Origin of the sequence: Cecembia calidifontis, assembly GCF_004216715.1 — a bacterium.
GTDB lineage: Bacteria > Bacteroidota > Bacteroidia > Cytophagales > Cyclobacteriaceae > Cecembia_A > Cecembia_A calidifontis.
In genome coordinates, this window is the sequence record NZ_SGXG01000001.1 from 3,519,156 (window position 1) to 3,545,016 (window position 25,861).

Annotated in this window: 19 protein-coding genes; 11 read left to right on the forward strand and 8 right to left on the reverse strand. The window is 41.9% G+C overall.

Annotated features, from left to right (window positions below; all coding sequences use genetic code 11):
- Positions 1–48 precede the first annotated feature (48 nt).
- From BC751_RS15100 to BC751_RS15145, 10 genes are all read left to right on the forward strand, one after another.
- Positions 49–3,531: a SusC/RagA family TonB-linked outer membrane protein gene (locus tag BC751_RS15100; protein ID WP_242617490.1), complete on the forward strand. Its 3,483-nt coding sequence runs from the start codon at positions 49–51 to the stop codon at positions 3,529–3,531.
- Positions 3,532–3,543: 12 nt separating this feature from the next.
- Positions 3,544–5,064: a SusD/RagB family nutrient-binding outer membrane lipoprotein gene (locus tag BC751_RS15105; protein WP_130276379.1), complete on the forward strand. Its 1,521-nt coding sequence runs from the start codon at positions 3,544–3,546 to the stop codon at positions 5,062–5,064.
- Between the two features lie 85 nt (positions 5,065–5,149).
- Positions 5,150–6,085, forward strand: a complete 936-nt coding sequence (locus BC751_RS15110) for an RraA family protein (protein ID WP_130276380.1) — start codon at positions 5,150–5,152, stop codon at positions 6,083–6,085.
- A 20-nt stretch (positions 6,086–6,105) separates the two neighbouring features.
- The gene (locus BC751_RS15115; RefSeq protein ID WP_207226895.1) at positions 6,106–7,392 is read left to right on the forward strand and encodes a mandelate racemase/muconate lactonizing enzyme family protein; all 1,287 of its coding nucleotides are present in this window, start codon (positions 6,106–6,108) and stop codon (positions 7,390–7,392) included.
- Positions 7,393–7,430: 38 nt separating this feature from the next.
- The gene (locus BC751_RS15120) at positions 7,431–8,708 is read left to right on the forward strand and encodes a mandelate racemase/muconate lactonizing enzyme family protein (protein WP_130276382.1); all 1,278 of its coding nucleotides are present in this window, start codon (positions 7,431–7,433) and stop codon (positions 8,706–8,708) included.
- A 93-nt stretch (positions 8,709–8,801) separates the two neighbouring features.
- Positions 8,802–9,737: an RraA family protein gene (locus tag BC751_RS15125; protein WP_130276383.1), complete on the forward strand. Its 936-nt coding sequence runs from the start codon at positions 8,802–8,804 to the stop codon at positions 9,735–9,737.
- 81 nt (positions 9,738–9,818) lie between these two features.
- Positions 9,819–11,303 (forward strand): mandelate racemase/muconate lactonizing enzyme family protein, encoded by a 1,485-nt coding sequence (locus BC751_RS15130; RefSeq protein ID WP_130276384.1) that lies wholly within the window; start codon positions 9,819–9,821, stop codon positions 11,301–11,303.
- 197 nt (positions 11,304–11,500) lie between these two features.
- Positions 11,501–12,499 (forward strand): bile acid:sodium symporter family protein, encoded by a 999-nt coding sequence (locus tag BC751_RS15135; RefSeq protein WP_130277602.1) that lies wholly within the window; start codon positions 11,501–11,503, stop codon positions 12,497–12,499.
- A 24-nt stretch (positions 12,500–12,523) separates the two neighbouring features.
- Positions 12,524–12,967 (forward strand): nuclear transport factor 2 family protein, encoded by a 444-nt coding sequence (locus tag BC751_RS15140; RefSeq protein WP_130276385.1) that lies wholly within the window; start codon positions 12,524–12,526, stop codon positions 12,965–12,967.
- A 226-nt stretch (positions 12,968–13,193) separates the two neighbouring features.
- On the forward strand, positions 13,194–15,080 hold the full coding sequence (locus BC751_RS15145) for an IS1634 family transposase (protein ID WP_242617492.1): 1,887 nt from the start codon (positions 13,194–13,196) through the stop codon (positions 15,078–15,080).
- Between the two features lie 103 nt (positions 15,081–15,183).
- Here BC751_RS15145 and BC751_RS15150 read toward each other — a convergent pair whose 3' ends face one another.
- The 3 genes from BC751_RS15150 to BC751_RS15160 form a co-directional block, all read right to left on the reverse strand.
- Positions 15,184–17,934: an outer membrane beta-barrel protein gene (locus BC751_RS15150; RefSeq protein ID WP_130276386.1), complete on the reverse strand. Its 2,751-nt coding sequence runs from the start codon at positions 17,932–17,934 to the stop codon at positions 15,184–15,186.
- Positions 17,935–18,239: 305 nt separating this feature from the next.
- The gene (locus tag BC751_RS15155) at positions 18,240–20,036 is read right to left on the reverse strand and encodes an SLC13 family permease (RefSeq protein WP_130276387.1); all 1,797 of its coding nucleotides are present in this window, start codon (positions 20,034–20,036) and stop codon (positions 18,240–18,242) included.
- Positions 20,037–20,192: 156 nt separating this feature from the next.
- Positions 20,193–20,579 (reverse strand): hypothetical protein, encoded by a 387-nt coding sequence (locus tag BC751_RS15160; RefSeq protein WP_207226897.1) that lies wholly within the window; start codon positions 20,577–20,579, stop codon positions 20,193–20,195.
- Between the two features lie 344 nt (positions 20,580–20,923).
- Here BC751_RS15160 and BC751_RS15165 point away from each other — a divergent pair, with 344 nt between their 5' ends.
- Positions 20,924–21,844 carry an IS1595 family transposase gene (locus BC751_RS15165; RefSeq protein WP_130274191.1) on the forward strand — a complete coding sequence of 307 codons (921 nt, stop codon included), beginning with the start codon at positions 20,924–20,926 and terminating at the stop codon, positions 21,842–21,844.
- Between the two features lie 594 nt (positions 21,845–22,438).
- Here the strand turns inward: BC751_RS15165 and BC751_RS15170 are convergent.
- The 5 genes from BC751_RS15170 to BC751_RS15185 all read right to left on the reverse strand — a co-directional run bounded on the left by BC751_RS15170 (position 22,439) and on the right by BC751_RS15185 (position 25,549).
- Positions 22,439–23,080: a DUF6266 family protein gene (locus tag BC751_RS15170; protein WP_130276388.1), complete on the reverse strand. Its 642-nt coding sequence runs from the start codon at positions 23,078–23,080 to the stop codon at positions 22,439–22,441.
- Positions 23,081–23,258: 178 nt separating this feature from the next.
- Positions 23,259–23,693 (reverse strand): DUF6943 family protein, encoded by a 435-nt coding sequence (locus BC751_RS15175; protein ID WP_130276389.1) that lies wholly within the window; start codon positions 23,691–23,693, stop codon positions 23,259–23,261.
- Positions 23,694–24,360: 667 nt separating this feature from the next.
- Positions 24,361–24,579 carry a GDCCVxC domain-containing (seleno)protein gene (locus tag BC751_RS22080; protein ID WP_242617493.1) on the reverse strand — a complete coding sequence of 73 codons (219 nt, stop codon included), beginning with the start codon at positions 24,577–24,579 and terminating at the stop codon, positions 24,361–24,363.
- Complete coding sequence (gene merTP / locus BC751_RS15180) at positions 24,576–25,184, reverse strand: mercuric transport protein MerTP (RefSeq protein ID WP_207226901.1); 609 nt, start codon at positions 25,182–25,184, stop codon at positions 24,576–24,578. Before merTP ends, BC751_RS22080 begins: the two co-directional genes overlap by 4 nt.
- On the reverse strand, positions 25,181–25,549 hold the full coding sequence (locus tag BC751_RS15185) for an ArsR/SmtB family transcription factor (protein WP_130276390.1): 369 nt from the start codon (positions 25,547–25,549) through the stop codon (positions 25,181–25,183). Before BC751_RS15185 ends, merTP begins: the two co-directional genes overlap by 4 nt.
- Between the last annotated feature and the right edge of the window lie 312 nt (positions 25,550–25,861).

Consider the following 25,861-nt stretch of genomic DNA (forward strand, 5'->3'; position numbering starts at 1 on the left):
CTTGGGAATACCATAATTATTTGTTTGTACAATTTATCAACCCAAAATATGAAACCTAATATTTACCAAACAATGATTGTGGTCTTCAAATGGGCAAGCAGCATTGCCCTTTTCCTGACCATAAGTCTTCAAGCAACAGCAAGCAAAAGTGAATCGGTCCAGATAAAAAGTATTGATGAAGTATTTATCAAACTTGATATCCGGGAAGGAAACATTGAAGAAATCCTTAAATCCATAGAGCAAAAAACAGAGTTCAGTTTCTTCTACACAGATAAGAACATCAAAGATGACCAGCGCCTTCAGTTAAGCAGAACAAGAGGAACAGTTGCTGAATTTTTAACTGAGGTAGCCAGCCAAAAACAATTACATTTTAAGCAGGTCAACCATGTGATCAGTGTAAGGTCCACATCCGAAAATTTCAGTGAAAAAAGGGTTGATGTAGAGATCAACAATATGAATGTAGAGATCCGTGGTAAAGTAACCAGCTCATCAGGAGAAACAATTCCCGGTGTTGCTATTTCTGTTTTGGGTACTACCATCGGCACCGTAACTGATATTGATGGTAATTACAGAATTTCAGTACCTGAAGGTTCCATCCTTGTTTTCTCCTATATTGGTTATACGACTCAAAGGGTAGCCATCGGGAACAGAACCGTTATTGATATAGTAATGGAGCCGGAAGCTCAGGCATTGGAAGAGGTGGTAATTGCTGCTTTAGGTATCCAAAAAACCTCAAGGAGTATCGGATATTCGGCTACCAATGTTAGTTCTGACGATGTTACCATCAACAGGACACCCAACTTTATGAATGCCCTTCAGGGAAAAATTGCAGGGGTTAACATCTCATCCCTTGGAACTGGACCTGGCGGTACTTCTAAAGTGAGGATAAGAGGCCAGTCTTCCATCGGAGGTCAAAACAACCCTCTGATTGTTGTAAATGGGATACCTATTGACAATACCAACTTCGGTACAAGACCGGGAAACCAAGGGGCTGATAATTCTTTTGGCCAAAGAGGTGGCGGTGTGACAGCTGATGGTGGTGATGGTCTAAGCAGTATCAACCCAGATGATATTGAAAGCATGACAGTCCTGAAAGGTGCTGCAGCTTCTGCGCTTTATGGTTCAAGGGCCAAGGACGGTGTGATCATGATCAATACCAAATCCAAGGGAACCGCAAAAGGAATAGGAGTGACTTATAACATTAACCACACCATTGAGCAGCCTTTGGACTTTACCGATTACCAATATGAATATGGCCAAGGGGAATTTGGGGTAAGGCCTACCACCCCTAACCCTACCTCAGGACAATGGTCATTCGGTGAAAGATTCGCCCCTGGAATGACTCAGGTATTGTTTAATGGAATCGTTGTTCCTTATGAACCTGTAAGAAACCGAATCAGAACTTTCTTCAGAAATGGACAGAATACCACCAATACAATTTCACTTGCTACAAGCAATGATAAAGGCGGTATGAGTTTTTCATTTGCAGATTTGAATAGTAAGGGTATAGTACCTAACAATACCTTCAATAGAAAAACATTTAATTTTGGTTTTACCCATGATTTCAGTAAGAAATTAAGCTTTAGAGGTAACATCAATTATTCTATTGAGAAAAACAACAATCCTCCCAATATCGCTGATCAGGACAACTCCATTCCTACGGCAATTTACAATATGGCCAATTCTATGCCATTTGATGTGCTAAGGGATAATGCTTTTGATGCAGAAGGTAACGAGGCCATTTATTCAAGGTTCAGAAATAGGACCAATCCGTATTTTACCCTTAAAAAACAGTTTAATGAAATAAAAAGGGACAGGATTTTTGGAAATATTGCAGCAGTTTACCGCTTCACTGATTGGCTTTACATTCAGGGAAGGGTAGGCCAGGATTATTGGTCCAGGACCCAAAAGGTAAACAATTTCCCAACCGGACAGGCTTCCAGGGCACCAGCCCCTCCAGGTTTTGTCAATGGAGTCTTGACACAGGAAGCCAGAAATTTCAGGGAAATCAATGCAGACTTCATCTTATCCGCAAATAAGGAATTTGGGGATTTTGCAATAGATGCCAATGTGGGTGGTAACTACATGAAAAGAGAATCAGAACTTCATAGTACGCAGGTAACTGATTTTGTAATCAGGGATTTATATACTGTACAAAACGGTAGGGCCAAAGATCCAATTTATGATAAAGTGGAAAGAGGTGTGAATTCATTATTTGCTTTTGCTGAATTTTCCTACAAGAAATTCTTATATATCAACGGTACCGTAAGAAATGACTGGTTTTCGACCCTTTCTCCTGCAAACAGAAGCATTCTTTACCCTTCCATTTCAACCAGCTGGGTTTTCACGGAAAATACAGGTTCCAATGACTGGTTCAATTTTGGCAAACTTAGGTTAGCATACGCAGAAGTTGGTAGTGATTCTGACGTTGCTCCATATTCCAATGTTTTGTTCTATGGTATCAATGCCAACCTGTTTAACGGACAACCAGTTGGACAGCCCATCGGAAATACCGTTCCCAACCCGAACCTAAAACCCATGAGGGTATCGGAAACAGAAGTAGGTCTGGAAATGCGCTTGTTACAGGGTAGATTATTGTTGGATTTGGCAGCTTACAATAAAATCACCAATGACCAGATTGTGACGGCACAGATTTCTGATGCCTCAGGGTTTATTAATACTTCCATCAACAGCGGTAGAAGCCGAAACAGAGGGGTGGAAATGTTGATTACCGGTGTACCTGTTGAAGTTGGCAATTTCACTTGGGAAGCCTCCTTCAATGCAGCTTACAATAAAACTTTGGTCCTAAGCCTATTAACAGATACCCCAGGTGAGAGAATCACAGTAGGTACCCACGTATTCAACGGTGAGTTGAGACAAGTGGTGGGCAAGGAAATGGGACAAGTAACCGGGTTTGGCTTCTTAAGAGATGATCAAGGCCGTAAAATTTTTGGTGCCAATGGTCTTCCCCTAAGAACTCCGGATCAAGTGGAATTTGGAAGTGCTTTACCAAGATGGATTGGCGGTATTACCAACACATTCAATTACAAGGGTTTCAACTTCTCTTTCTTGGTAGACTTTAGATTAGGTGGTGTGATGATATCAGGTACCAACTTCAATGCTGTCCGACATGGTTTGCATAAGATGACATTGGAAGGCCGAGAAGGTGGAGTAGTAGGAGATGGAGTCAATCTAGCGGGTGAACGAAATACCGTAGTGGCGCCCGTTCAATCCTATTGGGAAATCGTAAGGTCTCAGGGTCTGGTAGAACCGGTGGTATATGATGCGGGATTTTGGAAATTGAGACAGGTGACTGCCGGTTATGACTTCACCAAATTCATTCCAGAAAGATGGCCAATTACCGGAGTAAGATTGAACCTTGTTGCCAATAACGTTCTCATGCTGAAAAAATGGGTGGATAATATTGATCCGGAATCCTTTGGCTATACCTCTGATAACCTTGTCGGATTGGAAGCTACAGGTCTGCCCACTACAAGAGGCATTGGTTTCAACCTTAATGTCAAATTCTAAAACAGCATAATCATGAAAACGATATTTAAATACATATGGGTAGTGCTTTTCTTGGGATATAGCACCTCATGCGATCAAAATTTTGATGAGCTCAATACCAATAGGGTTGCAGCTACCGCCATTGATGAAATGTTTCAGATCAACCAGGCAATCATTTCAGCCGGACCTACCTCTTTTGGTATTCTGGTATATGAAGTGGGAGCGGTACAGCATATCATATCGCCCAACTCAGGGGTTCTTGCTGGAGCGAATTTCAATCAGGATAACAGGGCAGCTACCCAATCCAATTGGCAGCAGTATTATAGGAACGTCATCAAAAACACCAAAGATGTTTTGAGCCGGATTGGTAATAACCCTGCCCGAAGCAATTTGACGCAAATGACCAGAATCATTCAGGCCTATGCCTTTATGGTTCTGACAGATACTTATGGCTCTATACCTTATAGAGAGGCTGGAGTAGGTTTTAGTCAACAGGTGTTCTTTCCTTCCTATGATCCACAGGAATTCATCTATACGGATATCATCAAAGAATTGGAAGAAGCATCTGCCGCACTGAGTGCTTCAGGACGCAGAGAAACAGCTGATGTGTTATTTGGCGGAGATGTAGAGAAATGGAGAAAATTCGGTTATTCCCTGATGCTCAGGGCAGGTATGAGAATCAGTAAGGCCAACCCTTCATTGGCACAACAGACTGTTGCCAAGGCATTTGCAGGAGGTGTGATTCTGACCAATGCGGATAATGCAGCGGTAAGGCACGACGCCAATTACCTGAATCCTGCAGGAAACACCCTTAATGCTACGGAAGCCGCAAACTTTTATTTGACAGAACCTTTTGTCAATTTCCTGAAAAACTCCAATGATCCAAGACTTAGCGCCATTGCAGTCAGGTATGTTGGTGCTACTTCAGGACCTACCCAAACAGTCGATAGGCAATCCTTTGATCCAGCTCTTCAAGTCGGGATGCCTATGGGCAATGACAACGCTGGGGCTGTAAGAGCTGCTGCGGAAAAAGGTTTGGCAAGTTTCTATGAATTCAGCCAAGCGGACAGGAGAAGGATTAACAAATTGACTGCGCCAAGTTTTATGGTAACTGCCTCTCAGACCCTGTTGTTGTTGGCTGAAGCAAGACACCTCGGATGGATTACCGCAGGTACGGTTGAGGAGTACTATAATGCAGGCGTCAGAGAGCATATGCTCCAAATGGCTTCTTATGACGCTTTGATGGCGATTGCACCTGCGGCGATTGATGCCTATTTGGCTGCCAATCCCCTTAATCCGGCCACAGCTGTCAAACAGATCAATGAGCAATATTGGATTTCCTCCTTTATGAATGGCCCTGAAGCATTTGCCAATTTTAGAAGATCCGGTTTCCCTGAATTAGCTCCTAATCCATTCCCTGGAAGAGAAGTTCTTTTTATCAACAGGCTTACCTATCCAAATTCCGAAATCTCTGTGAACTCCGAAAAAGTTCAGGCGGCAATTGCTGCCCAAGGTCCGGATAATTTGGAAACAAAAGTCTGGTGGAACAGATAATTTTAAAAAGCAGGCAGGTCCGCTTTGTGTCCGGACCTGCCTTTTTTATCCAACCAATTTTGTGTTAACAATAATTCTTCCCAAAATGATTCAAAAAATTACATTATCGATTCTATCATTATTTCTTATCCTTTCTTATGTGCAAGCGCAGCAAATTTCAAAAGAGGAAATGCTGTTCCTAACCCAGGAATGGAAGGGAGAACGGTTTGAGGATGGCAGACCGAAAGTTCCGGATGGGATATTGGAAAGGATGAAGCATGTGACCCATGAGGAAGCTTGGGCAGTGATGCGAAATGCGGGTTATAAATACCAATATGCCGATGGTTGGCAAGTGATTAATCCTGATAGTGTGCTTGTTGGTAGGGCAGTTACAGCCACCTTTATGCCCGGAAGACCCGATATTCATAACGCCATAGATGAAAGAGGAAAAAAAGAAGGGAAAAGAGGCCAAAATACCTGGCCAGTGGATATTTTAATCAAGGATGATGTCTATGTGGCCGATCAGTTTGGAATTCATTTGAATGGCCCCACTATTGGGGATAATGTGGGCAATGCCATTTTTGCCAAAACAGGGAAAGGGATAGTTTACGACGGGGCCCTAAGAGATATAGTAGGCCTGAAAGAAATTGGTTCCTTTACTTCTTTTTTCACCAGCTACCATCCTTCGCACCACAATCAGCAGGGAGATATGAATACGATGCTGATTGGCATCAATAAACCCACTAAAATCCGTCAAGTGACGGTGATGGCAGGAGATGTGGTTTTGGGGAGAGATGGCGGTGTGTCCTTTATTCCACCTCATCTGGCTGAAAGGGTAGTTGTCACTTCAGAAATCGTCCGCTTAAGGGACATGTTTGGTCATGAAAAGATCAAGGCAGGAATTTATACAGCTGGTCAGATAGATACCCGTTGGTCAGATGAAATCGAAAAGGATTTTTCAAAATGGCTAAATGACCACATTGATGAGCTACCGGTTCCCAAGGAGCAGATCCAGGAAATTTTGAAAAACAGGACCTGGTAATCATTTAAGCCAATAAACAAATGAAAATGGATAATAAGAGAAGGTCTTTTCTTCAAAAAGGAATGATGACCGGAATCGCGGCATCTGTTTTTCTGCCAAGCTTTGGTTCTGAACTCATTGCAGCCATCGAAAAAGGTCCCCAATATTCAAATCCTTCTGACCTTAAGATTACAGGAATTAAAACTGCATTCATGAAAGGGCATGGCACCCACATGTTTGTAAAACTGACTACCAATCAGGGAATCACCGGATATGGTGAGGCTATGGATGCGGTTAGAGGAACTTATGGGGTGGCTACCGGAACTGATGGTTGGGACAACATGAGCCAGTTTTTGATCGGCCAAAATCCCTTAGATGTCAATAAAATTGTTGAACAGATTTTAAGACGTGGACATTTTGGAGGTGCCCAAGGAGGCATGTATGTGGCTGTTATGACAGGCATAGAAATCGCACTTTGGGACCTTGCCGGAAAAGCCATGAATCAGCCTGTTTATAGGTTAATGGGTGGAAAGTTTAGGGATAAAATCAGACTTTATTGTGACAGTGCCAGCAGTTCAGAAAGTCCTGAGGATATGGCGGCCAGTGCCATTGAAGTAAAAAAAGCCGGTTTTACCGCGATAAAATTTGATTTGGATTGGGAAGGAGATCCAGCCAAACAGGATGTGTTTAATCGCACGGCATCCAATGGGGAAATAAACCGGATGGTTAAACAGATTACGGCAGTCAGAGAAGCTATCGGAATGGATATGGATTTGTGCCTTGATGCCCATGGAAGATATGATCTTCCATCAGGAATCAGGATGGCAAAGGAAATGGAGCAGTTTAAACTGATGTTTTTGGAAGAACCAATTCCAGCTGAAAACCTGGATAGTCTTCGGGAAATAACAAGACAGACAACTACCCCGATTTGTACAGGTGAAAACCAATACCTTGCCCATGATTTCAGAAAAATACTGGAGAAAAAAGCGGCAGATATAATAATGCCAGACCTTCACAAATGTGGGGGTTTGGGGGAAGGCCAAAGAATTGCCAACCTGGCCAATCTTTATTATGTGCCTGTGGCCCCTCATATGGTAGCGTCTCCTTTTGGCGCAATGGCAGCCTGTCATTGTTGCGCTTCATTTTCAAATTTTCTTTGTCTTGAATTCCATTGGTTTTCCAAATGGAAACAGTGGGATGAACTGATATTGGAAGCCCCTATAATCAAAAATGGTTTTATTCATCTCACCGACAAACCAGGCATCGGGGTAACGCCAAATGAAGAGGCTATCAAGAAATATGCTGTTAAGGACGCCCCGTCATTTTGAAATACATAAATATTTTAGAAAATCCAAAAAAAACAATAATGAAAGGAAAAGATACAAGAAGATCATTCATACAAAAAGGACTGGTGGCAGGGCTCACTGGAGGAGCTTTTTTGTCAACATTTGGCCAAGAATTAAGCGCTGCTGTATCAAGGCAGCGGCCATATTCCAATCCCTCTGACCTCAAAATCACAGATGTCAAATGTGGTTATGTCAGGGGTGCATTGTATGTAAAAATCTATACCAATCAGGATGTATGGGGCTGTGGAGAAGCAGTGGATGCCATTCATGGCACTTACCATTTGGTCAAAAGATTGGGAAATCAGATCAAAGGCCAAAGCCCATTGAATCCCAACCGTTTGGCTGAACAACTCCGAAAAGGAGCATTCTTTGGAGGTGCACAATCAGGTGTATATGTAGCGGTCTTGACCGCAATTGAGACTGCTTTATGGGACATTACTGGAAAAGTTTTTGGCGTCCCGGTATATCAGTTGTTGGGAGGAAAATTCAGGGATAAAATCCGGGTGTATTGTGATACGGCACTTTATACCTCAACGAATCCCACTCCCAATGATTATGCCGTGGCTGCAAAAGATGCAGTAGCCCGGGGTTACAATGCGGTGAAATTCGATGTGGATGATGCGAGAGACCCCAATAAATATGACAGGTTCAACTGGACTGCAAGTCCGGCAGAAATTGACAGGATGTACAATGCCATTGCTGCAGTTAGGGAAGCTGTTGGTCCGAGAATAGATATTTGTGTGGACATGCATGGAAGGTACGATGCGGTGACCGGCTTAAAAATGGCCAAAATGTATGAGCCTTTGAATCTCATGTGGCTGGAAGAACCCATCCCGGCCGATAATCCAGAGGTGTATAAATCCATCACTTCCCAGACTTCCACCCCCATTTGTACCGGTGAGAATATTTACCTGGCTTATGGATTTACCAGATTGTTGTCCGAATCAGCGGTGGATATTATAATGCCCGATGTTCAAAAGTGCGGAGGTTTGGGTGAGGCCCAAAGAATTGCCAATCTGGCCAATCTCTACTACGTGCCCTTTTCTCCCCATATGGTGGCTTCTTTCTTAGGCGCTATGGCAGCGTGCCATGTTTGTGCCTCTGTTCCCAATTTCCAGATCCTGGAATGGCAGATTTATATGGATACGGATCAGCTGTGGAAGGATATCGTGACCTATGATGGCCCAAGGACAGAAAACAGCTTCATTACTGTTTCCGAAAAACCCGGAATTGGGGTAGAAATCAATGAAGAAGGCATGAGAAAGTACGCGGTTCCAGGTGTTCCGTTTTTCGAATAAAGTCAGACACCATCATCAGATTGAAATAATTGAAAATAATTTCAATCCATCAGGTGCTGTTGTATAATCAAGTTTAACCCGAAATTAACCATTATGCTCAAAAAAAATTTATTTCTCGCATTTATCCTGGCCTCTGTTTGCCCAGTAGTCCTGCAGGCCCAACAAATTTCTCCGACAGCAGATCAAATCAAAATGCTAACCTCCCAATGGACAGGGGAACGTTTTCCTGACGGAAGGCCAAAAGTGCCTGATGGCTTACTGAAAAGGTTGGAAAAGGTATCCATGGAAGAAGCTTGGGGCTTCTTAAGGAACAAAGGCTATCACAATCAATTTGAAAATGACTGGATCATTATCGATGATGAGAGGGTAATGACAGGTAGAGCAGTAACGGCTCAATATATGCCTTTGCGTCCCGATATGAATGATCTTGTCAGGGAAATTGGAAAAAATGAAGGCAGGGTTCAGGCCGGTGGCACCAATTCATGGCCCATTGATGTCCTAGTAGAAGGCGATATCTATGTGGCGGACAGTTATGCCAAAATAGTGGACGGAACTCTAATTGGGGACAACCTTGGTAACGCCATCTATGCCAAATCCAAAAGAGGAGTCGTATTTTATGGTTCCGTACGCGATATGGCCGGACTTTCTGAAATTGAAGGATTCAATGGCTGGATCAAAGGACATGATCCTTCTTTTATCCAACAAATGATGCTGACCACCATCAACTATCCCATTAGAATAGGAAGGGCTTCAGTATTACCTGGTGATGCAGTTTTGGCCAATAAATTCGGTGTAATATTTATCCCTGCCCATTTATTGGCAGACCTGGTGATCAATGCTGAGTTTATCATGCTCAGAGACCAATTTGGCATCCAAAGGCTGAAAGAAGGAAAATACACAGCCGGAGAAATTGATAGCCGGTGGTCTGAACCTATTGTGAAAGATTTTCTCGACTGGCTCAATAACAAAAAAGACCTACCCATGTCCCGGCAGGAACTGGATAATTTCCTGAAAGACAGGAACTGGTAAGAAATCTTTTTCAAAGGACTGATATTCTTAAAAAAGACAGTACATCAACCTAAACCCATTCAACATTAACCATAAATAACCATGAAATCCTATTTAAAACAAGTAATTGAAGACAACAAAAGAAGAGAACAGGAATATGCCACAGAAAGGCAAGCTGAAATAGATAATCCCAAAACACTGGACAATAGAAGGGATTTTCTGAAAAAAACCGCTTTGGGAGGTATTTCATTGTCTGCATTGATGGGGCTTTCCCTAAGTGATACCCTTGCAGAGACTACCTCCAACATCAACCGCCATTCCAACCCTTCCGATCTTAAAATCACGGATATGAGGTATTGCGTAACTTCAGTGTTGGGCCGGACAGCCATAATCCGTATCGATACCAATCAGGGAATTTATGGCCTGGGGGAGGTGAGGGATGGAGCGGATCCCAGGTATGCCCTGATGCTGAAAAGCAGGATTTTGGGAGAAAATCCCTGTAATGTGGAAAGGGTTTTCAAAATTATCAAGCAGTTTGGTGGACAAGGAAGGCAGGCGGGTGGTGTCTGTGCCGTAGAAATGGCCCTTTGGGACCTTTGCGGAAAAGCATACAATGTTCCTGCCTGGCAGCTTTTGGGGGGAAGATACAGGGACAAAGTCAGGTTATACGCAGATACACCTGAAGGAAACAATCCTAAAGAACAACAGGAAAGAATCAAATACAGAACCGAAGTGCAGGGATATACCTGGCTGAAAATGGATGTCTCTATCAGGGATATCATCAATATTCCTGGTTGCTTGGTAAATCCTGAAATCATGAAACAAGGATCCAATGCCTACCAGGGAGGTTATATGTCTTATTCCAATACAAAGCACCCTTTTACAGGTATTCAGATCACTGAAAAAGGACTGGAGGAATTGGCTAAAAGGGTAGAAGCTGTCCGGAATATGGTTGGCTGGGAAATCCCGATTTCAACCGACCATTATGGGCATATTGACATGAATAACTGTATCCGTTTAGGCAAGGCACTTGAAAAATACAGATTAGCATGGCTGGAAGATATGGTGCCCTGGCAATATTGGCAGCAACATAAAACCATCACCGAAGCATTGGAAACCCCAACCTTAACAGGAGAGGACATTTATTTGCTGGAAAACTTCAAAGACCTCATCCACAACCATGCAGTGGATATTGTGCATCCTGACCTTGCAAGTTCAGGAGGTTTATTGGAGACCAAAAGGATAGGGGATTATGCCGAAGAATTCGGTATCGCCATGGCCATGCACCAAGCCGGAACTCCAGTGTCATTTATGGCAAATGTACATTGTGCAGCAGCAACCCAGAATTTCCTTTCCCTGGAACACCACTCTGTAGATCTTCCATGGTGGGAGGATTTGGTCAAAACCACCTGGGGAGGCAAAATGATTGAAAAAGGATATGCCAATGTACCTTTGACCGCTCCAGGTTTAGGTATAGAACTGAACGATGAAGTCGTGAAGCAGCACCTGAACAAATCCGATACCAGTTATTTTGCTCCGACTACCGAGTGGGATGAGAAAAGATCTTGGGACCGTACCTGGAGTTAATAAAAAGATCCCGGGCAGTATAACTGCCTGGGAATTTTCTTGTCTTTTGCACCAGATTTGACCGCTATTCAAATCAATAATGTAAGTCTATTTGTATCAAAACTAAAAGGACAATCATTTTGAAAAATAAAATCTATTCATCCGCTGTATTCCTTACCTTAGCCTTTTTCATTTTGGGATTGATTTTCTGGTATTTGATGGACCTTCCTTCATCCGGTCCATTTTGGGTGGCATTCCTGATCACACTAGCCATCGGTATAAGATCCAAGGAAAATTTAAAGGGCTATACTTATACCATTTTGATTTTTGCTGCTGTAACAGCGGCCATGTTTTATCCTGATAATTTTGTCCAAATTGGGGATTACAAACTCAGTGGCCTGATAGTGCCCTTATTGCAGATAATCATGTTTGGCATGGGAACCTCCATGAGTTTATCCGATTTCAAGGGAGTGGTCAAAATGCCCAAAGGAGTATTGATTGGAGTTTTATGTCAATTCTCAATCATGCCCTTAATCGGTTATACCTTGGCCAAGACCAGTGGATTCCCTCCTGAAATCGCAGCAGGCATGATCCTTATCGGTTGTTCACCCAGTGGTATGGCTTCCAATGTCATGAGTTACCTCGCCAAAGCCAATTTGGCCTTATCCATTACCATCACGGCAATTACTACCATGTTGGCCCCATTTATCACCCCTGTTTTGATGGGATTTTTAGCTGGAGAGTTTGTGGAAGTCAATGTCTGGAAAATGATGCTGGACATTGTTAAAATAGTCATCATACCGATAGGAGCAGGTTTAATATTCAATAAGTTTTTCAGTGGTAAAGTGAAATGGCTGGATGATGCCATGCCCCTGGTATCCATGATCGGCATCGCTTTTATCATTGTAATTATTACAGCGGCAGGAAGGGACAGTTTACTTGATATTGGATTGCTTCTGATCTTCTTTGTAACCCTGCATAACCTGGCCGGCTATACCCTGGGCTATTGGGCTGCCAAGTTATTGGGTATGAATGAGAGTGATTGCAGAACCATCTCATTGGAAGTTGGCATGCAAAACGCAGGCCTTGCCTCCGGAATTGCCAAAGAAATGGCAAGAATAGCTACCGTAGGTCTTGCCCCGGCAGTTTTTGGCCCTTTGATGAATATTACCGGATCAGTTCTTGCTTCTTATTGGCACCGCAAACCTGTTAAATGACCCACCCAAACCAAGACATAAACTATGAAAACCCCAATAATTCTTTTATCATCCGTACTATTGAGCTTCACAGCCTTTATTTGGAATTATAATTCCAATACTGAGTCAAAGAAAGTAGAACATGCTGTGGCAAGCCTTTTTGATTCCATGATGAAAGCTGACAAAGCTTCATTGGTAACTTTGCTTTCAGATGATTTAAGCTATGGCCATTCTTCTGGCATCATTCAGAACAAAGCAGAGTTTGTCGAAGAAATTATGAGTGGAAAACCCGTCAAACTTAAAGAAATAAAGGCCGAAAACCAGACGATCACCGTTTCAGGAAATGTGGCTGTGGTACGCCATATTTTTACAGCCAAGGGAATAAATGCCGCAGGAGAAGTCAATCCAGTGCGTATCGGAAATTGTCTGGTTTGGAAAAAAGAAAAGGGAAGCTGGAAGCTTTTTGTCAGACAGGCATACAGGCTTTGATAGATTTTTATTGTACCAAGTACCATTTACATTGTACCAAGTATTAACCCAGATTGCAGCTTTTAGGGGTTAAAAAAGAAAATTTCGGGAAATTTTCTTTTTTTTAGCTCCGATTACCCGTACCCCCCTACGTGATTTTTTTTCTACGGGCTGTATAATGCCATTTTTTGGTTTGTAGTACACAAGGGGTATTGCATCTTGGGGTTCAATACCAGTACTTTACACCATGTATTTCAAGTTCTCTTTACGTAAACATCCCGATTCGGGAAGACTCAGCGGATACTACCGGCTGGTGGAAAGTTACCGTAATGCTGACAACAGGGTGTGTCATCGCACTATCCTGAATATAGGTTTCATGGAGGATGCTGCGCCCGAGCAGCTCAACAAAATACAGAAACACCTTACTGAGAAGTATGAGCACAAGGCTTCTCTTTTTGACCTGGAGGAAGATCCAATCGTCAGACGCTATGTTGAAGACTTCTGGAGTCGGATCGTGTCTTCCAAGAAGCTGGATATCAAATCGGAACAGCAACTGTCACGGATGGTGGATATGGATACCATCCAGCACAGTAATGCCAGAGAAATAGGAGCAGAGAATATTGCTTTCCAGACATGGGAGAAGCTGCAGCTTACACCTTTATTACTTTCGGCGGGATTCAGCGCCGAAGATGCAAGTCTTGCAGCCACACAGGTTGTATCCCGTGCGGTATACCCCGCTTCCGAACTCAAAACTGTCCGTTGGATAAAGGAAAACTCGGCAGTCTGTGAGCTTACGGGCTATGATATGGATAAAATAACCAAGGACAAGCTGTACAAAAGTGCGCTTGAGCTATACAAAGTCAAAGATTCACTCGAAAAGCACCTTTCCAAACGTACCAATGAACTCTTTGATCTACAGGATAAGATCATCCTTTATGATCTGACCAACACCTACTTTGAGGGAGAAAAACCGAACAGTAAGCTGGCACAATACGGGAGGAGCAAGGAAAAAAGAAAAGACGCAAAACTTGTTGTGCTGGCACTGGTAGTGAATGTGGAAGGGTTTATCAAGTACTCCTCTATCCTGGAAGGAAACATAGCAGACTGCAACACACTTGCTGCAATGATTGAAAAGCTTTCCGTCCACACCTGTACAGGACCTGCGGTAGTGGTACTCGATGCAGGCATAGCCACCGAAGAAAACCTGCATCTTATCCAGAGCAAAGGATACAGCTACCTCTGTGTAAGCAGGACAAAACTCAAGGATTATAGCTATGTGCCCGACAGGCTTACAACTCTGCTGGAAACAAAATCAAAGCAGAACATCAGACTCAGAGCCGTGTCCACAGAAAAAAACACAGACTATTATTTGGAAGTCAAAAGCCCTTCCAAAGAGAAGAAAGAGGAAGGCATGAAGCTACAGTTCGAACAAAGGTTTGAACAGGAACTGCAAAAAATACAGCATGCCCTCAACAGCAAGGGAGGAGTGAAAAAAACCGATAAAGTCCACCAGCGCATCGGGAGGGCCAAAGAAAAGTATCCATCAGTCCAGTATTATTATGAGATCACTGTTGAAAGTGACCCTAAAACAGAACAGGCGACAGCAATGTCATGGAAGAAAAACCCGGAACGGGAGCAGGCAAAAGCTGATAATCTGGGCATCTATTTTTTACGGACAAACCTGAACGTGCAGGAGGAGTACATCATCTGGAATATCTATAACACTATCAGGGAAATAGAGAATGCCTTCCGTACACTAAAAACCGATCTGGATCTTAGACCGATTTACCATAAAAACGATGATGCCACCATGGCACATCTACATCTGGGAATCCTTGCATATTGGATAGTCAATACAGTGAGGTACCAGCTCAAGCAGAAGGGAATAAAAAGCTGCTGGGGTGAAATAGTGAGAATAGGAAACACACAAAAGGCCATCACTACTTCAGGGAAAAACACCTATGATAAAGTCATTACCACACGCAAGTGTACAGTTCCAAACAAAAACCTAAAAGAAATCTACGACATCCTTCAGACCAAATACCAACCGTTTACAAAAAGAAAATCCGTAGTACACAAACTTGAACTCAAAAAAACAGAAATACCCAGATTACAGCTACTTACAGGCGGATAGCTGCAATCTGGGTTAAGTACAGCGGAGATTTGGATGTATTAGCATGTTGTTCCAGGAATTAGAGAAGAGTTGGGCTTGAAAAAATAAATTCGAACTGAACCCATCAATTCTCTGAATACATATCATTATACGCTTTTTCATCCATACCTTTACTAAACCTTCTAAGATTGTAAGTAAAGCTTACCATGACGTATTGCTGAAGAACATTTGACTGGAAGTCTTCCACAAAAGTCTCAGTGATATTTCTTCTTACATTGGCATTCTGTCCTAAAATATCATAAGCCATGATAGAAATTTCACCTCTTTGGTTGTTGAAGATTTTTTTACCCAAGCTCATGTTGACCAAAGTGAAATTGGTGTCAAATCCGGCTGCGAGGCCACTGTTGATCTGATGGTTTAGATCAAGCCTGTAGATGATACCGTTCCAGATAATCCAGTTGAAATTAACCCTCATCCGCTGTTGGAAAAATTCCGAGTTCAGGTTGGAATTGAGTGTGTTTCTGACATTGTTAAACGAAGACCTGGACCAGATGTTGAAATCAATATTTTCACTGATATTGCTGCTGAGGTTAAAACCTGTACTGATTCGGTTGGAATTGTTAAATCCAATCTGATCATTAATCTGACCTGGACGCTGGGTAATCCCCAATCCGGCATTGATATTGAAATTGGATTTCATAAAACCCAAAGGAAAACCATAACTCATCCAAGACCTTAGGTCTTTAAAGCCATCAAGGTTCACAGGCCTGTTTAACTGAGCACCTTGCTGCAATACTACTCCTTCAGCAACTTCCACCGGCTCATCGGCAATCAAAATACTGTTGGCTATGAAGTTATTGGTCAATCGGCCTTGTGCAAATATGAACCAGTTTCTGTCTTTGTCAGGGTGATTGCCTCTGAACCTCATACGAACCTGATTAGTGTAGGCCTGATCAAGATCAGGATTTCCTGTGCGTAATTGGAGAGGATTGTTGTTATTGATGGCCTGCTGAAGTTGCCAAACCTGCGGCTCGTTGGTCCAGGTATCATAATCCAGCTGGATATTGGTTTTTGGTGAAAACTTATACTCCAGTCGCATCGTAGGCAAGGCATTTTGGAAACGTCTGTTCAACACCTCATTAACAGGAAAGAATTGATCATTTTTTAAACTGGCATCTTGATATTCCAATTCAGCCTGAACCTTGAGTTTTTCCGTTTGATATTGATAACCCAGCTCAAATTCATGGGTGAGGTAGTTACTCAAAAAAGAGTTACTTAAAGCAGTATCCAAAGCGAGGACATCTGTTTGTCCTGATTCAGAAAGTACATTAAAAAGTAATTGTTCGGAATCATTTTTCCTGTTTCCTACAGAATACTCCAGTTCCATTTGCCCTTTTTTTCCAATAGGTTCAGTGTAGGAAAACCTGGTATTCCAGGAATTTCCCCTTCTGTCCCTGTTGGTTACCTGATTCAGGATTTCCACATTTTCTCCATTTTCCTCAAAGAAAGTATTGATGGCATTCCTTTCTGAATTATCCAAATTCCAGCCATTGCTAAAATTCAACCTTGCAGTAAAATTCCTTCCTGGCTTTTTGAACTTATGGCTGTAAAAAAACCTATTGAACAGGTCAAAATCTTCATATCTTCCAATACGGCTATTTTCAACAGTGTTGATAAGGTTAATTCCATTGGACGTTTCACCAAAGAAACCTGAATTTTCATTTTCAAATCTTGCGGAGAATCGGGGAATATATAAAATCCTATTCCTTTCATTGATATTGTATTCCAATCGAAGGTCAGCTTGATGTCTTCGGTTGATTCGGACATCCCTGCTGTTTTCAGTGTAAAATTTGTTGGATTGATCAGAAGTTACAAAATCCCTAAACCTACTTTCCAATCCAACATTTTCTGTAACCGTATAAATATAGCTACCGGTAACTTTTATTTTTTCCCCCCACATATCGGTATAATTGGCACCAATTAAATTGGTAGTGATCACGCCTTGTTGGGGTGTCTCATTGGATTGTACATTGGGATCGCTGGAATAGTTGAGAATGTTCACGTTATTGCTCAAACCGGTAAAGGTGAGCCGTGTATCTTCATCAAAGACATTGACACTGGCACCGGCAAGGTATCGCTCATCCGAACCATAACCCGCAGTCGTTTTTCCAAATTGACCTTTTCTTCTATTAGGTTTGGTAATAATATTGATCGTCTTTAGCCTTTCGCCATCATCAAATCCGCTCAATTGTGCCTTTTCTGACTTTTGGTCAAAAATCTCAATGCGGTCAATCATTTCCGCGGGTATATTTTGCAATGCCGCCGTGACATCAGTTCCAAAGAAGGGCTTACCATCAACTAAAATTTGGGCAATATTTTCACCTTGGGCCTGCAGTATCCCATTTTCTGAACTGATACCCGGAAGTTTTTCAATTAATGCCTGGGCACTGGCATCTTTCATTGTTTTGAATGCATCTGCATTGAATTGGGTAGTGTCGCCCTTTTGCATGCCGGTAGACCTTCTTGCCTCAATCACTACCTCATTCAAGTCTGTTGCCTCTTCAATGATGAACAAATTGCCCAAATCCAAATTTGAGCTTGCCTGAATGGCCTGGAAGTAATCCCTGTAGCCCATGAATTGGATTTTCAAAAGGTACTCACCTCTTCGGATACCCGACAATTCAAAACGACCATCTATATCAGTTACAGTACCTCCGACTTGAGAAGAGTCAGAGGAGGACAGCAAAAGGACATTCACAAAAGGCATGGATTCTTTTTTTCCCTCTTCCAAAACAGTTCCTTTAATTGAAAAACTTTGGGCAAACAACTGGACCTGAATCCCGCACAACAGCACAAAAAAGAAGAGGTATTTCATTGATTTTAATTGGTTTAACTTTAGGATGTCAGAACGATTTCCAGCGGATAATCATCTCTGAATATCTAAAGACAAAGAAAAGCCCAATTGTTCTTAAAGAAGGCTTTTATTTGCTGAGTGGTCTAAATTTTCAAGGAACAGTCTTAAAAGGGATTTTTTTGCAAAAATCAATGATTAGACATTTGACCTCTTGTTAGGGAGTCAAAAGCAGATAGAAAAAAAGGCTGTTTTTTCCATCCTGATTCATGTTCCTTTAAAAAATTGAACGCAAGGAAAAAACAGCCTTTGTTAGTGATTTTACTTGTTTACAGATAGAAGAAATAAAATACAATTACGGTCAGCACCAGAAACAGTACAGTCATACCACTGCCAGCTTTGATGTAATCCTTGTTTTTATAACCTCCTGTTGACATCATCAGGGCATTTACCTGATGGGTTGGAAGAACAAAAGAATTGGAGACACTTACCGCAGCCAACAACGTCAAGGGCCTTGGGTCTAGTCCTGCAATCTCAGCCATACCGATTACCAAAGGTGCCAAAACTACAACTGCACCCACGTTTGACATAAACAATGAAAATACGGTAGCAAGAACAGTGATGGCAATCACCAATAGGAGAGGAGATTGTCCTTCGATCAGTCCCATCACATTTTCAGCAAGAAAATAAGCTGCCCCCGTTTTCTGCATGGCAATGCCCAGTGGAATCAAACCTGCCAAAAGAAACACTACTTTCCAATCAATGGCATCATAAGCCTGTTGGATGCTGATAACCCTGGAAAGAATCATGGCCAATGCACCTGTAAGGAATGCAAGAGCTATCGGCACACCTACAAAAGTCAAAAAGATGCCAAGAGCAAAACTGGCAACTGCGGGAACGGTTTTGGATTGGTTTTTGGGTTCCGCCTCAATCGGGGTAGCTACAATAAGGTCAGACTGGTCTTTTAAAATCCTGATATTGTCCCAAAGACCATAAACTATCAATGTATCCCCTTGCTGGAAAATATGGTCAGAAAAATCACCTTTTATTTCTTCTCCGTTATGAAATATTTGCAAAGGCTCCAGTGCAAAACGCCTTCTGAAACCATATTCTCTTAGGCTTTTTCCAATGATCTCTGAACTGGCAGGCAAAATAACTTCGGCAAAACCTGAATCTTCGGGCTTGTCAAGTCTATTGAACAGGGAAGGGGCAGATTCTGCCTTAAGTCCAAAAGCCTCTGCCAAAGCCTTGACATCATTTTCCTTTCCCAAAAGGGCCAAAATCTGCCCAGCCTGAAAGGCAGTTTCTCGCCATGGCGCATAAATGATATCCTGTCCTTGAGAAAGTGCTATGATATTGACATGGAAATTTTTCCAAATACCTGAACTTTCAGCTGTCAATCCCACCAAGGGACTGTCTTTTTGAATGGATAAATACCAGATATGCTTAGAAAGGCGAAGTGTTTCCATCAACTTTTCCTGGGCGGATTTTTTAGCACCAGCACCACTGACAGATGGAAGCACTACATTTCCCAAAATGAAAAAATAGAGAATACCAGCAATCAAAAGCACAGCGCCGATAGGCGTCACAGCAAAAAGCCCATAGGGTTCCAGGTCTGCAGCTTTCAGTAAATCATTGATAAGTATCAGGTGACCGGAACCCACCATAGTGAGTGATCCTCCCAAAATGGCCGCAAAACCCAAAGGCATGACCAATTGCGAAATAGGAATCTTTGTCTTTCTTGAAATTTCAATAGTGCCCGGAAGAAAGAGCGCCGCTGCCCCAATGTTTTGCATAAATGCAGAAAGGGTACCTACAGCCGATGATATCAGACCAATTATTTTGTTTTTATCGTTACCAACTTTTTTCAAGATAAACTCTGAAAACTTTTCCATAACCCCGGTTGTGGTAATTCCATAGCCTAAAATCATAACGGCTATCATAGAGATTACAGCGTTACTCGAAAAGCCTTTGAGCATTTCATCTGTGGTAAGAATACCAGACCAACCTAAGGCCAGCATCGTAATAATGGCCACCACGTCAATCCTAAATATTTCAAACACCATCATGATGACGGTGGCAACCAATATGCCTAAAACAATGATTACCTGAATGTCTAATTCCATAGATTTAAATTAAGAAAATTCGGACTAAAATACTACGTGAAACTATTTGGATTTGTGCCCAATGTCACATTTCCAAAGCTTAATTTGTTATTGTTTTTATTGAAAAGAGCGGAGCAGATTTTTTTTGGTCCTACATGCCTAAAATCACTAAAATTATCAAATATTAATGACCTTACTTTTATATGAAATCCACGAAAGAATTCTTAAGCTAAACCAAATTCCAGTTAAAATCCTGCAATAAGCTGGACAAATCTGGTAAAGGGTTTCCCTTTTGCCTGCCCCATTCAAATCAGAATAATCATCCTGTTCAAAAATATCCAACTGGGGAGTAGTATCATTTCCCAGCCATGGAAAACCTCCAAGCGTTTTGGGGTTCAGGGCTTGTATGCCAATCGCGAATTCCTCCCCACGGACTACCCCGACAGTTTCACCGATGATCTTGTTGATATTGGTAGGTATGGGGCCCCAGACGATAAGTTCCATGGAGTCAAAACCTTTGGCTTCCAAGATTTCAAAGCTGAGAAGGGGAAGGTTTTTCTTCAAATTTGAGGGTCAACTGAATGTTCCCTGGATAATCCAGGGTCAAATGATTGTCCTTCAGTTGGGCGACTATAGGCGGCAGGAGGTTAAGAAAAAAACAAAAAAGGCAAGGAATAAATTTGGTTTTAGTGACATTGGATCTGGTTTGAATAAGGTTTAGAGATGGCAAAGAAAATAGTAACTCCTAAAATATCGATTTTTTCGAATCTATCATGAATTATGAATTAAGCTGATATGAATATCCGCCTACATACAAGTGGGCAAATTTTATACTTTGACAATAAGTGTCAATAACTTTCAGGGCTGAATTGTAAGTGTTTAATTGGCTGTAAATAAATAAGAAGGCCATGAATATTCTACAATTCAATGAAAGATATCCTGATGAGGCAAGTTGCATCCATTACTTGAAGGAACAAAGGGAAAGAGAAGGTGTCATTTGCAAGAATTGTAATTCCAAGGATCACTACTGGCTTAATTCTCTCAATATGTTCCAATGTAAACATTGTAAATTTAGGACAGGACTGAAAAATGGTACTATTATGGAAAACAGCAAGTTACCATTGAGGACTTGGTTGCTTGCAATGACTCTTGTAAGCGCAACCAAGAAGGGATTTAGCTGCCTTGAACTACAGAGGCAGATGGGTCATAGCAGATACGAGACTGTTTTCAGACTGTATCACAAGCTCCGGGAAGCAATGGGTAAACGTGACAGCCAATATAAACTAGAAGATATGGTTGAATATGATGAGGCTTTTGTAAGCAAGGCAACAAAATCTTCGGAAAAGACGAAGCTGAAGAAAGGCCGTGGAAGCCAAAAACAAGCTACTGTCGCTGTTATGGCTGAATCATCTATTCTTGAAGACCTAATTACTGGAGAAAAGGACAAAAGCTGCAGATATTTCAAGATGGTCAAAATAGATAACTTGAAGGCAAAAACAGCCGAAAAACTGATAAAAGGACTGATTGACAAAAAAGCCGTGCTCCAAACTGATGAAAGTACGACTTATGCTAACCTAGAAGATTGTATCGATGTTCACGTGAGCGAATTATCTTCCACAAAAGAGGGCAAGTTCAACCTCAAATGGGCACATATAGCAATAAGCAACCTTAAAAGGGATTTACAGAAGTACCATATGGTTTCAGAAAAGATGCTTCAAAACTATCTCAATGAATTCTGTTATAAACTAAACCGAAGATACTTTGGTAAAAAACTCTTTGATAGACTTGTTATTGCGAGCATTTGCCCCTACTTGTATACAAGCGGATAATCATATAAGCTGAAAAGGGGATGGACATTAAAAAATTTTCCATTGGGAAATTTTAAGGCCAGAGCAAGGTATAGGGGAGGAATTTTAGAAAAAAATTAGATTGATGAACCTGCCGACCACTAAGGGAGTCGAACAATATTGCGAAAATATACGACCTATTCAGGGTAGAGGGTGTGGGTCCATTGATCGCTTTGCTATAAATAAATTGCCCATTCTGGGTCGATGGGTTTTCAAAATCAACTGAGATGTTGTAAAATTTTGGTAAAAGAATTTAAAACCCAAATCCGTGTTCATCCTAATTCATCAGTGGTTAAAATCCAAATCCTTATTCATCCCCAATCATCAGCAGTTAAAAAATTCAATATCTGTGTTTATCAGCGTTTATCTGTGGTTAATTTACTTTCCGATACAAAATATTTTAATTGCATTTAACTTACTGTATTTCAATATGTTGCTAAAATGGTAGAAACGTATTAGCAACAAAAAACGCTTAGGAATGTCAAACTAAGCGATAATAAAGGAAAAATCGAGGGGTACGGGCATAAAAAAACCGCTTCACAAAGGAAGCGGTTTTCAAGGAAAACACCAATCGCTTTACGCAACTGTTACAGAGCCTAAATAAACGCTGTTGGCGACTTTAGTTCCGTCTTCTGATACAAAACCTAAGAAGACTTCAACGTCTTCTCCTGAGTACTCAGAAGGCACTGGAATGGTCGCTGATCCGGCAGACCTTGCTGGTCCCGCAGTGGTGAACACTGCTTCCCCTCGGGTAGTGTTCAAAAGAACAATCAGAGCTTTGTCTGTCGCTCTTGCACTTCCACTATCGGAGTTGTCTGTCCAGGTTGCTTCTACGTTTCCAGCACTTGGAGAAGTGGCTGCACCGTTTGCCGCACCTGTTAAGTTACCACGAGTAACCAATGCACTTGCATAGTCAATCATGAAGTTTGGATAAGCTCCGGTAACTGCATTGTTCAGGTTGTAAGACATGGCCGCATTGAATTGGGTCATACGGTTTGCATACAACTTGAAACCGACTCTCAGGAAATCTGTCATTGGTTGCAAGAACTGCAAGACAGTTGAGAATTTAGAACGTTGGTCAACCTGACCTTCAGTTCTTGGGTTCGCTACACTGGAAGGTTTGATGCGCAGGTAATCGATGCCCTTCCAAGTTCCACCGATTACATTCCCAACCTGTCCTGAGACACCACCGAGAATACCTTGATTAATTTTTCCCATCTCTTTACGATTTTTTGAGGGTTAAACATTTGCTTGGACTTGACACGGACTTACCATGGATTTGCCCTTCGCCAACTAAATTACTTCAAGAATTAGGCAGTAGTTCTCTCTTGGTTGCTGTTGCGTTTGTGTGCTTTATTTTGCTTTTGTTATCCTGTTCTTTTGGCAGGGCAGGAAGTTACCCTGCGCCTGTTTCTTTCATCATGTCATAAAATATGGCTTGTCTGGCAGTATCAATCATCTTTAGTGTGACCTTGATTTTTTGCTCGTTGGTATCGAGTAGTTGAAGGGCGTGAATTGCCTTTTGAAATGCCTGAGCTTTGCAGCTTGCTTTGGTAGAGCTTTCCCGGATCAGCTTTCGGATTTCATCAATAGTCACAAATGGAATCACGGAGCCTTTCAGGAGATAGTGAAATGATTTTGACCTCCACAATCCAAAGCAAAGCCAAAAGAGAAATTCCCTGTCCTCTTGGTTGTCGGTGAGGCAAACAAAGCAATTCGGGCAAGCGTTGTTGAGCGGTTTCCCGCTGTTCAATCCTTTATTCAGGATAAAGAAGTGCGGCTGTTGGTAGCTGCTTTCCAGTCGGTGTGTTTTGATACGAAACGATTTCATACAGTGAGCCATTAAAGTTTTGCTCGCTGCGATTGCTCACTTCATTGTTTATTATCAATGGTGTTCGCGAATTACGCTTCGCTCCATTTCGCATAGATTTTTTTAAAAGAGAAAAGAAAAAAGGGAAAAAAAGAAAAGAGAAAGCTGTCTTTCAGGCGGGTGAGGCTCGGCTGTCAAGGTTTTTGAGAAAAATACTACCCGCAGGGTGGAGATTTTTTCCAAAACCCGTAGGGCTTGACCTTGACTGTCCGAAAGTGCGGTGGGCATGTGCGAACCCGCCTATCTTTGCTTTTCTCTTTTTAAAATTTTCCCTTAACGAGTAAAAAAAAGAGCCCCCTAAAAAGGAAGCTCTGAAAGGCACAACTCGAACCAAAAGACACGAAGCGTATAATCTGTGATGCCACAACGCTGAATGCCTGCATGGAACGGATGACCTGAGGTGCGAACGCCCGCCAACAACCACCGGCTGCCGAAACGGACTCTGAATAATAACTTAAACATAATGCCCTCACACAACAGGACGGTGCGATTGATGCAAGGGCTGTGGGAAAAAAATACTACCCGTAGGGTGGAGATTTTTTTACCAAACAGGCGTAGCGAACCCTTGCAGCTCTCGCATCCGCACGCCTGTAACTTTGCTTTATGTTTGAGTTATTTATTGTCTGATTTACCGACAGCATGAACTGTTACCACCTTCTTGGATTGGTGGGCATGCCACTGTACCATAAGAGCAGTAAACGCAACAATCACCTTGTAACGGTTTAAGTATCTCCATACAATTTTCGCACTCATAGAAATACTGACACGCATCTGTAGGCATGGTTTCTTCTTTCTCATGTCCACATTTAGGACAAGTAATTGTTGATTTAAGGACTACTTCACTCATTTTGATTTGTTTACCGATTCTACTTTGTAACCTGTTTTGTTAACAGCTGATTTTACTTGCTCAATGTCTGTTTTAGATTCATCAAACATTACCACTGCATTTGCTTTTTCATAAGAAACCTCTAATCCTAAAATACCAGGAAGCTTACCAATTTCAAGTTTTACATGTTCTTCGCATCCCGTACAGGTCATTCCAACAATATTGATTTCGTAGGTTGATTCGAAATTGACATTTTCTGATTCTGATAGTTTGGTTTTGGGGTAAAAAGTATCTGAGTAATAAGGGAATGCAAGCATGATCGCTGCAAATACCGTCACTATACCAAGGAATTTCTTTGACTGCCAAAAAGAGGGCTTTTCTTCATCACAAACGCAGGCAATTTCTTCCTCCGTTCTTGGCCTCAATTTCTGATACCATGCAAATGCTAAAACGACTACTGTTATTCCAATCAACCAAGGGCGAAAAGGTTCTAACCAAGAAAATGTTGCAGCTACTCCACTTGAACCTGCAAGTAGTGCCAACACTGGTGTAATGCAACAAAGTGATGCACTAATAGCCGTCAATACGCTTGTAATTACTAATGAGCTTGATTTCTTGTTCGTCATATTGTTGATTCTTTTTCTGATGTTAATAGCTCCAATATTGGATTTAGAATGAGGTTGTTGGATTCGGAAATAGAGTAGAATATTGTTTGACCTACTTTGTTTGTTTCAACCAGCCCTGCATCTTTGAGCTTTCTCAAATGCTGAGAAATTGCAGGAACTGTCATATCCAGAATATCGCTAAGATCACATGGACACATTTTGGATTCCTTGTCCAATAGAAACAGAATTTTTAGGCGCACTTCATTACCAGCAAGGTTGAGTGCCCTTGCTATTCGGATTACTTCATCATCTACTGTTTCAATGGCTGTCTTACACTGTTTGATCTGTTGTTCATCAGCATAAACCCTAATACAAGTTTTCGTCATATAGAATCGTATTTAAGAGATTACTTAAATAAATACAAAGAAAGGAAAAGGAGTTTAATATTTAAGCAAATACTTAAATATATCAATCAGAGATAAGCTTCATTACGATAGGTGTGTGAACGCAGGTAAACCAAGGCGAAGCCATTTCTGCGAGCCGCCTGCGAGCGGAGCAAGGGTGGTGGCTGCAAAAGCCCGAAGAATGAGGGCGGCAGACGCCTACCGTTTACGGCATGGCTGGCGTGATTTTTTGCATCAGGGTCGGCAAAGGCAAGGGTAGCGATTGAACGAAACGAAACGATTGTTGGGAAGGAA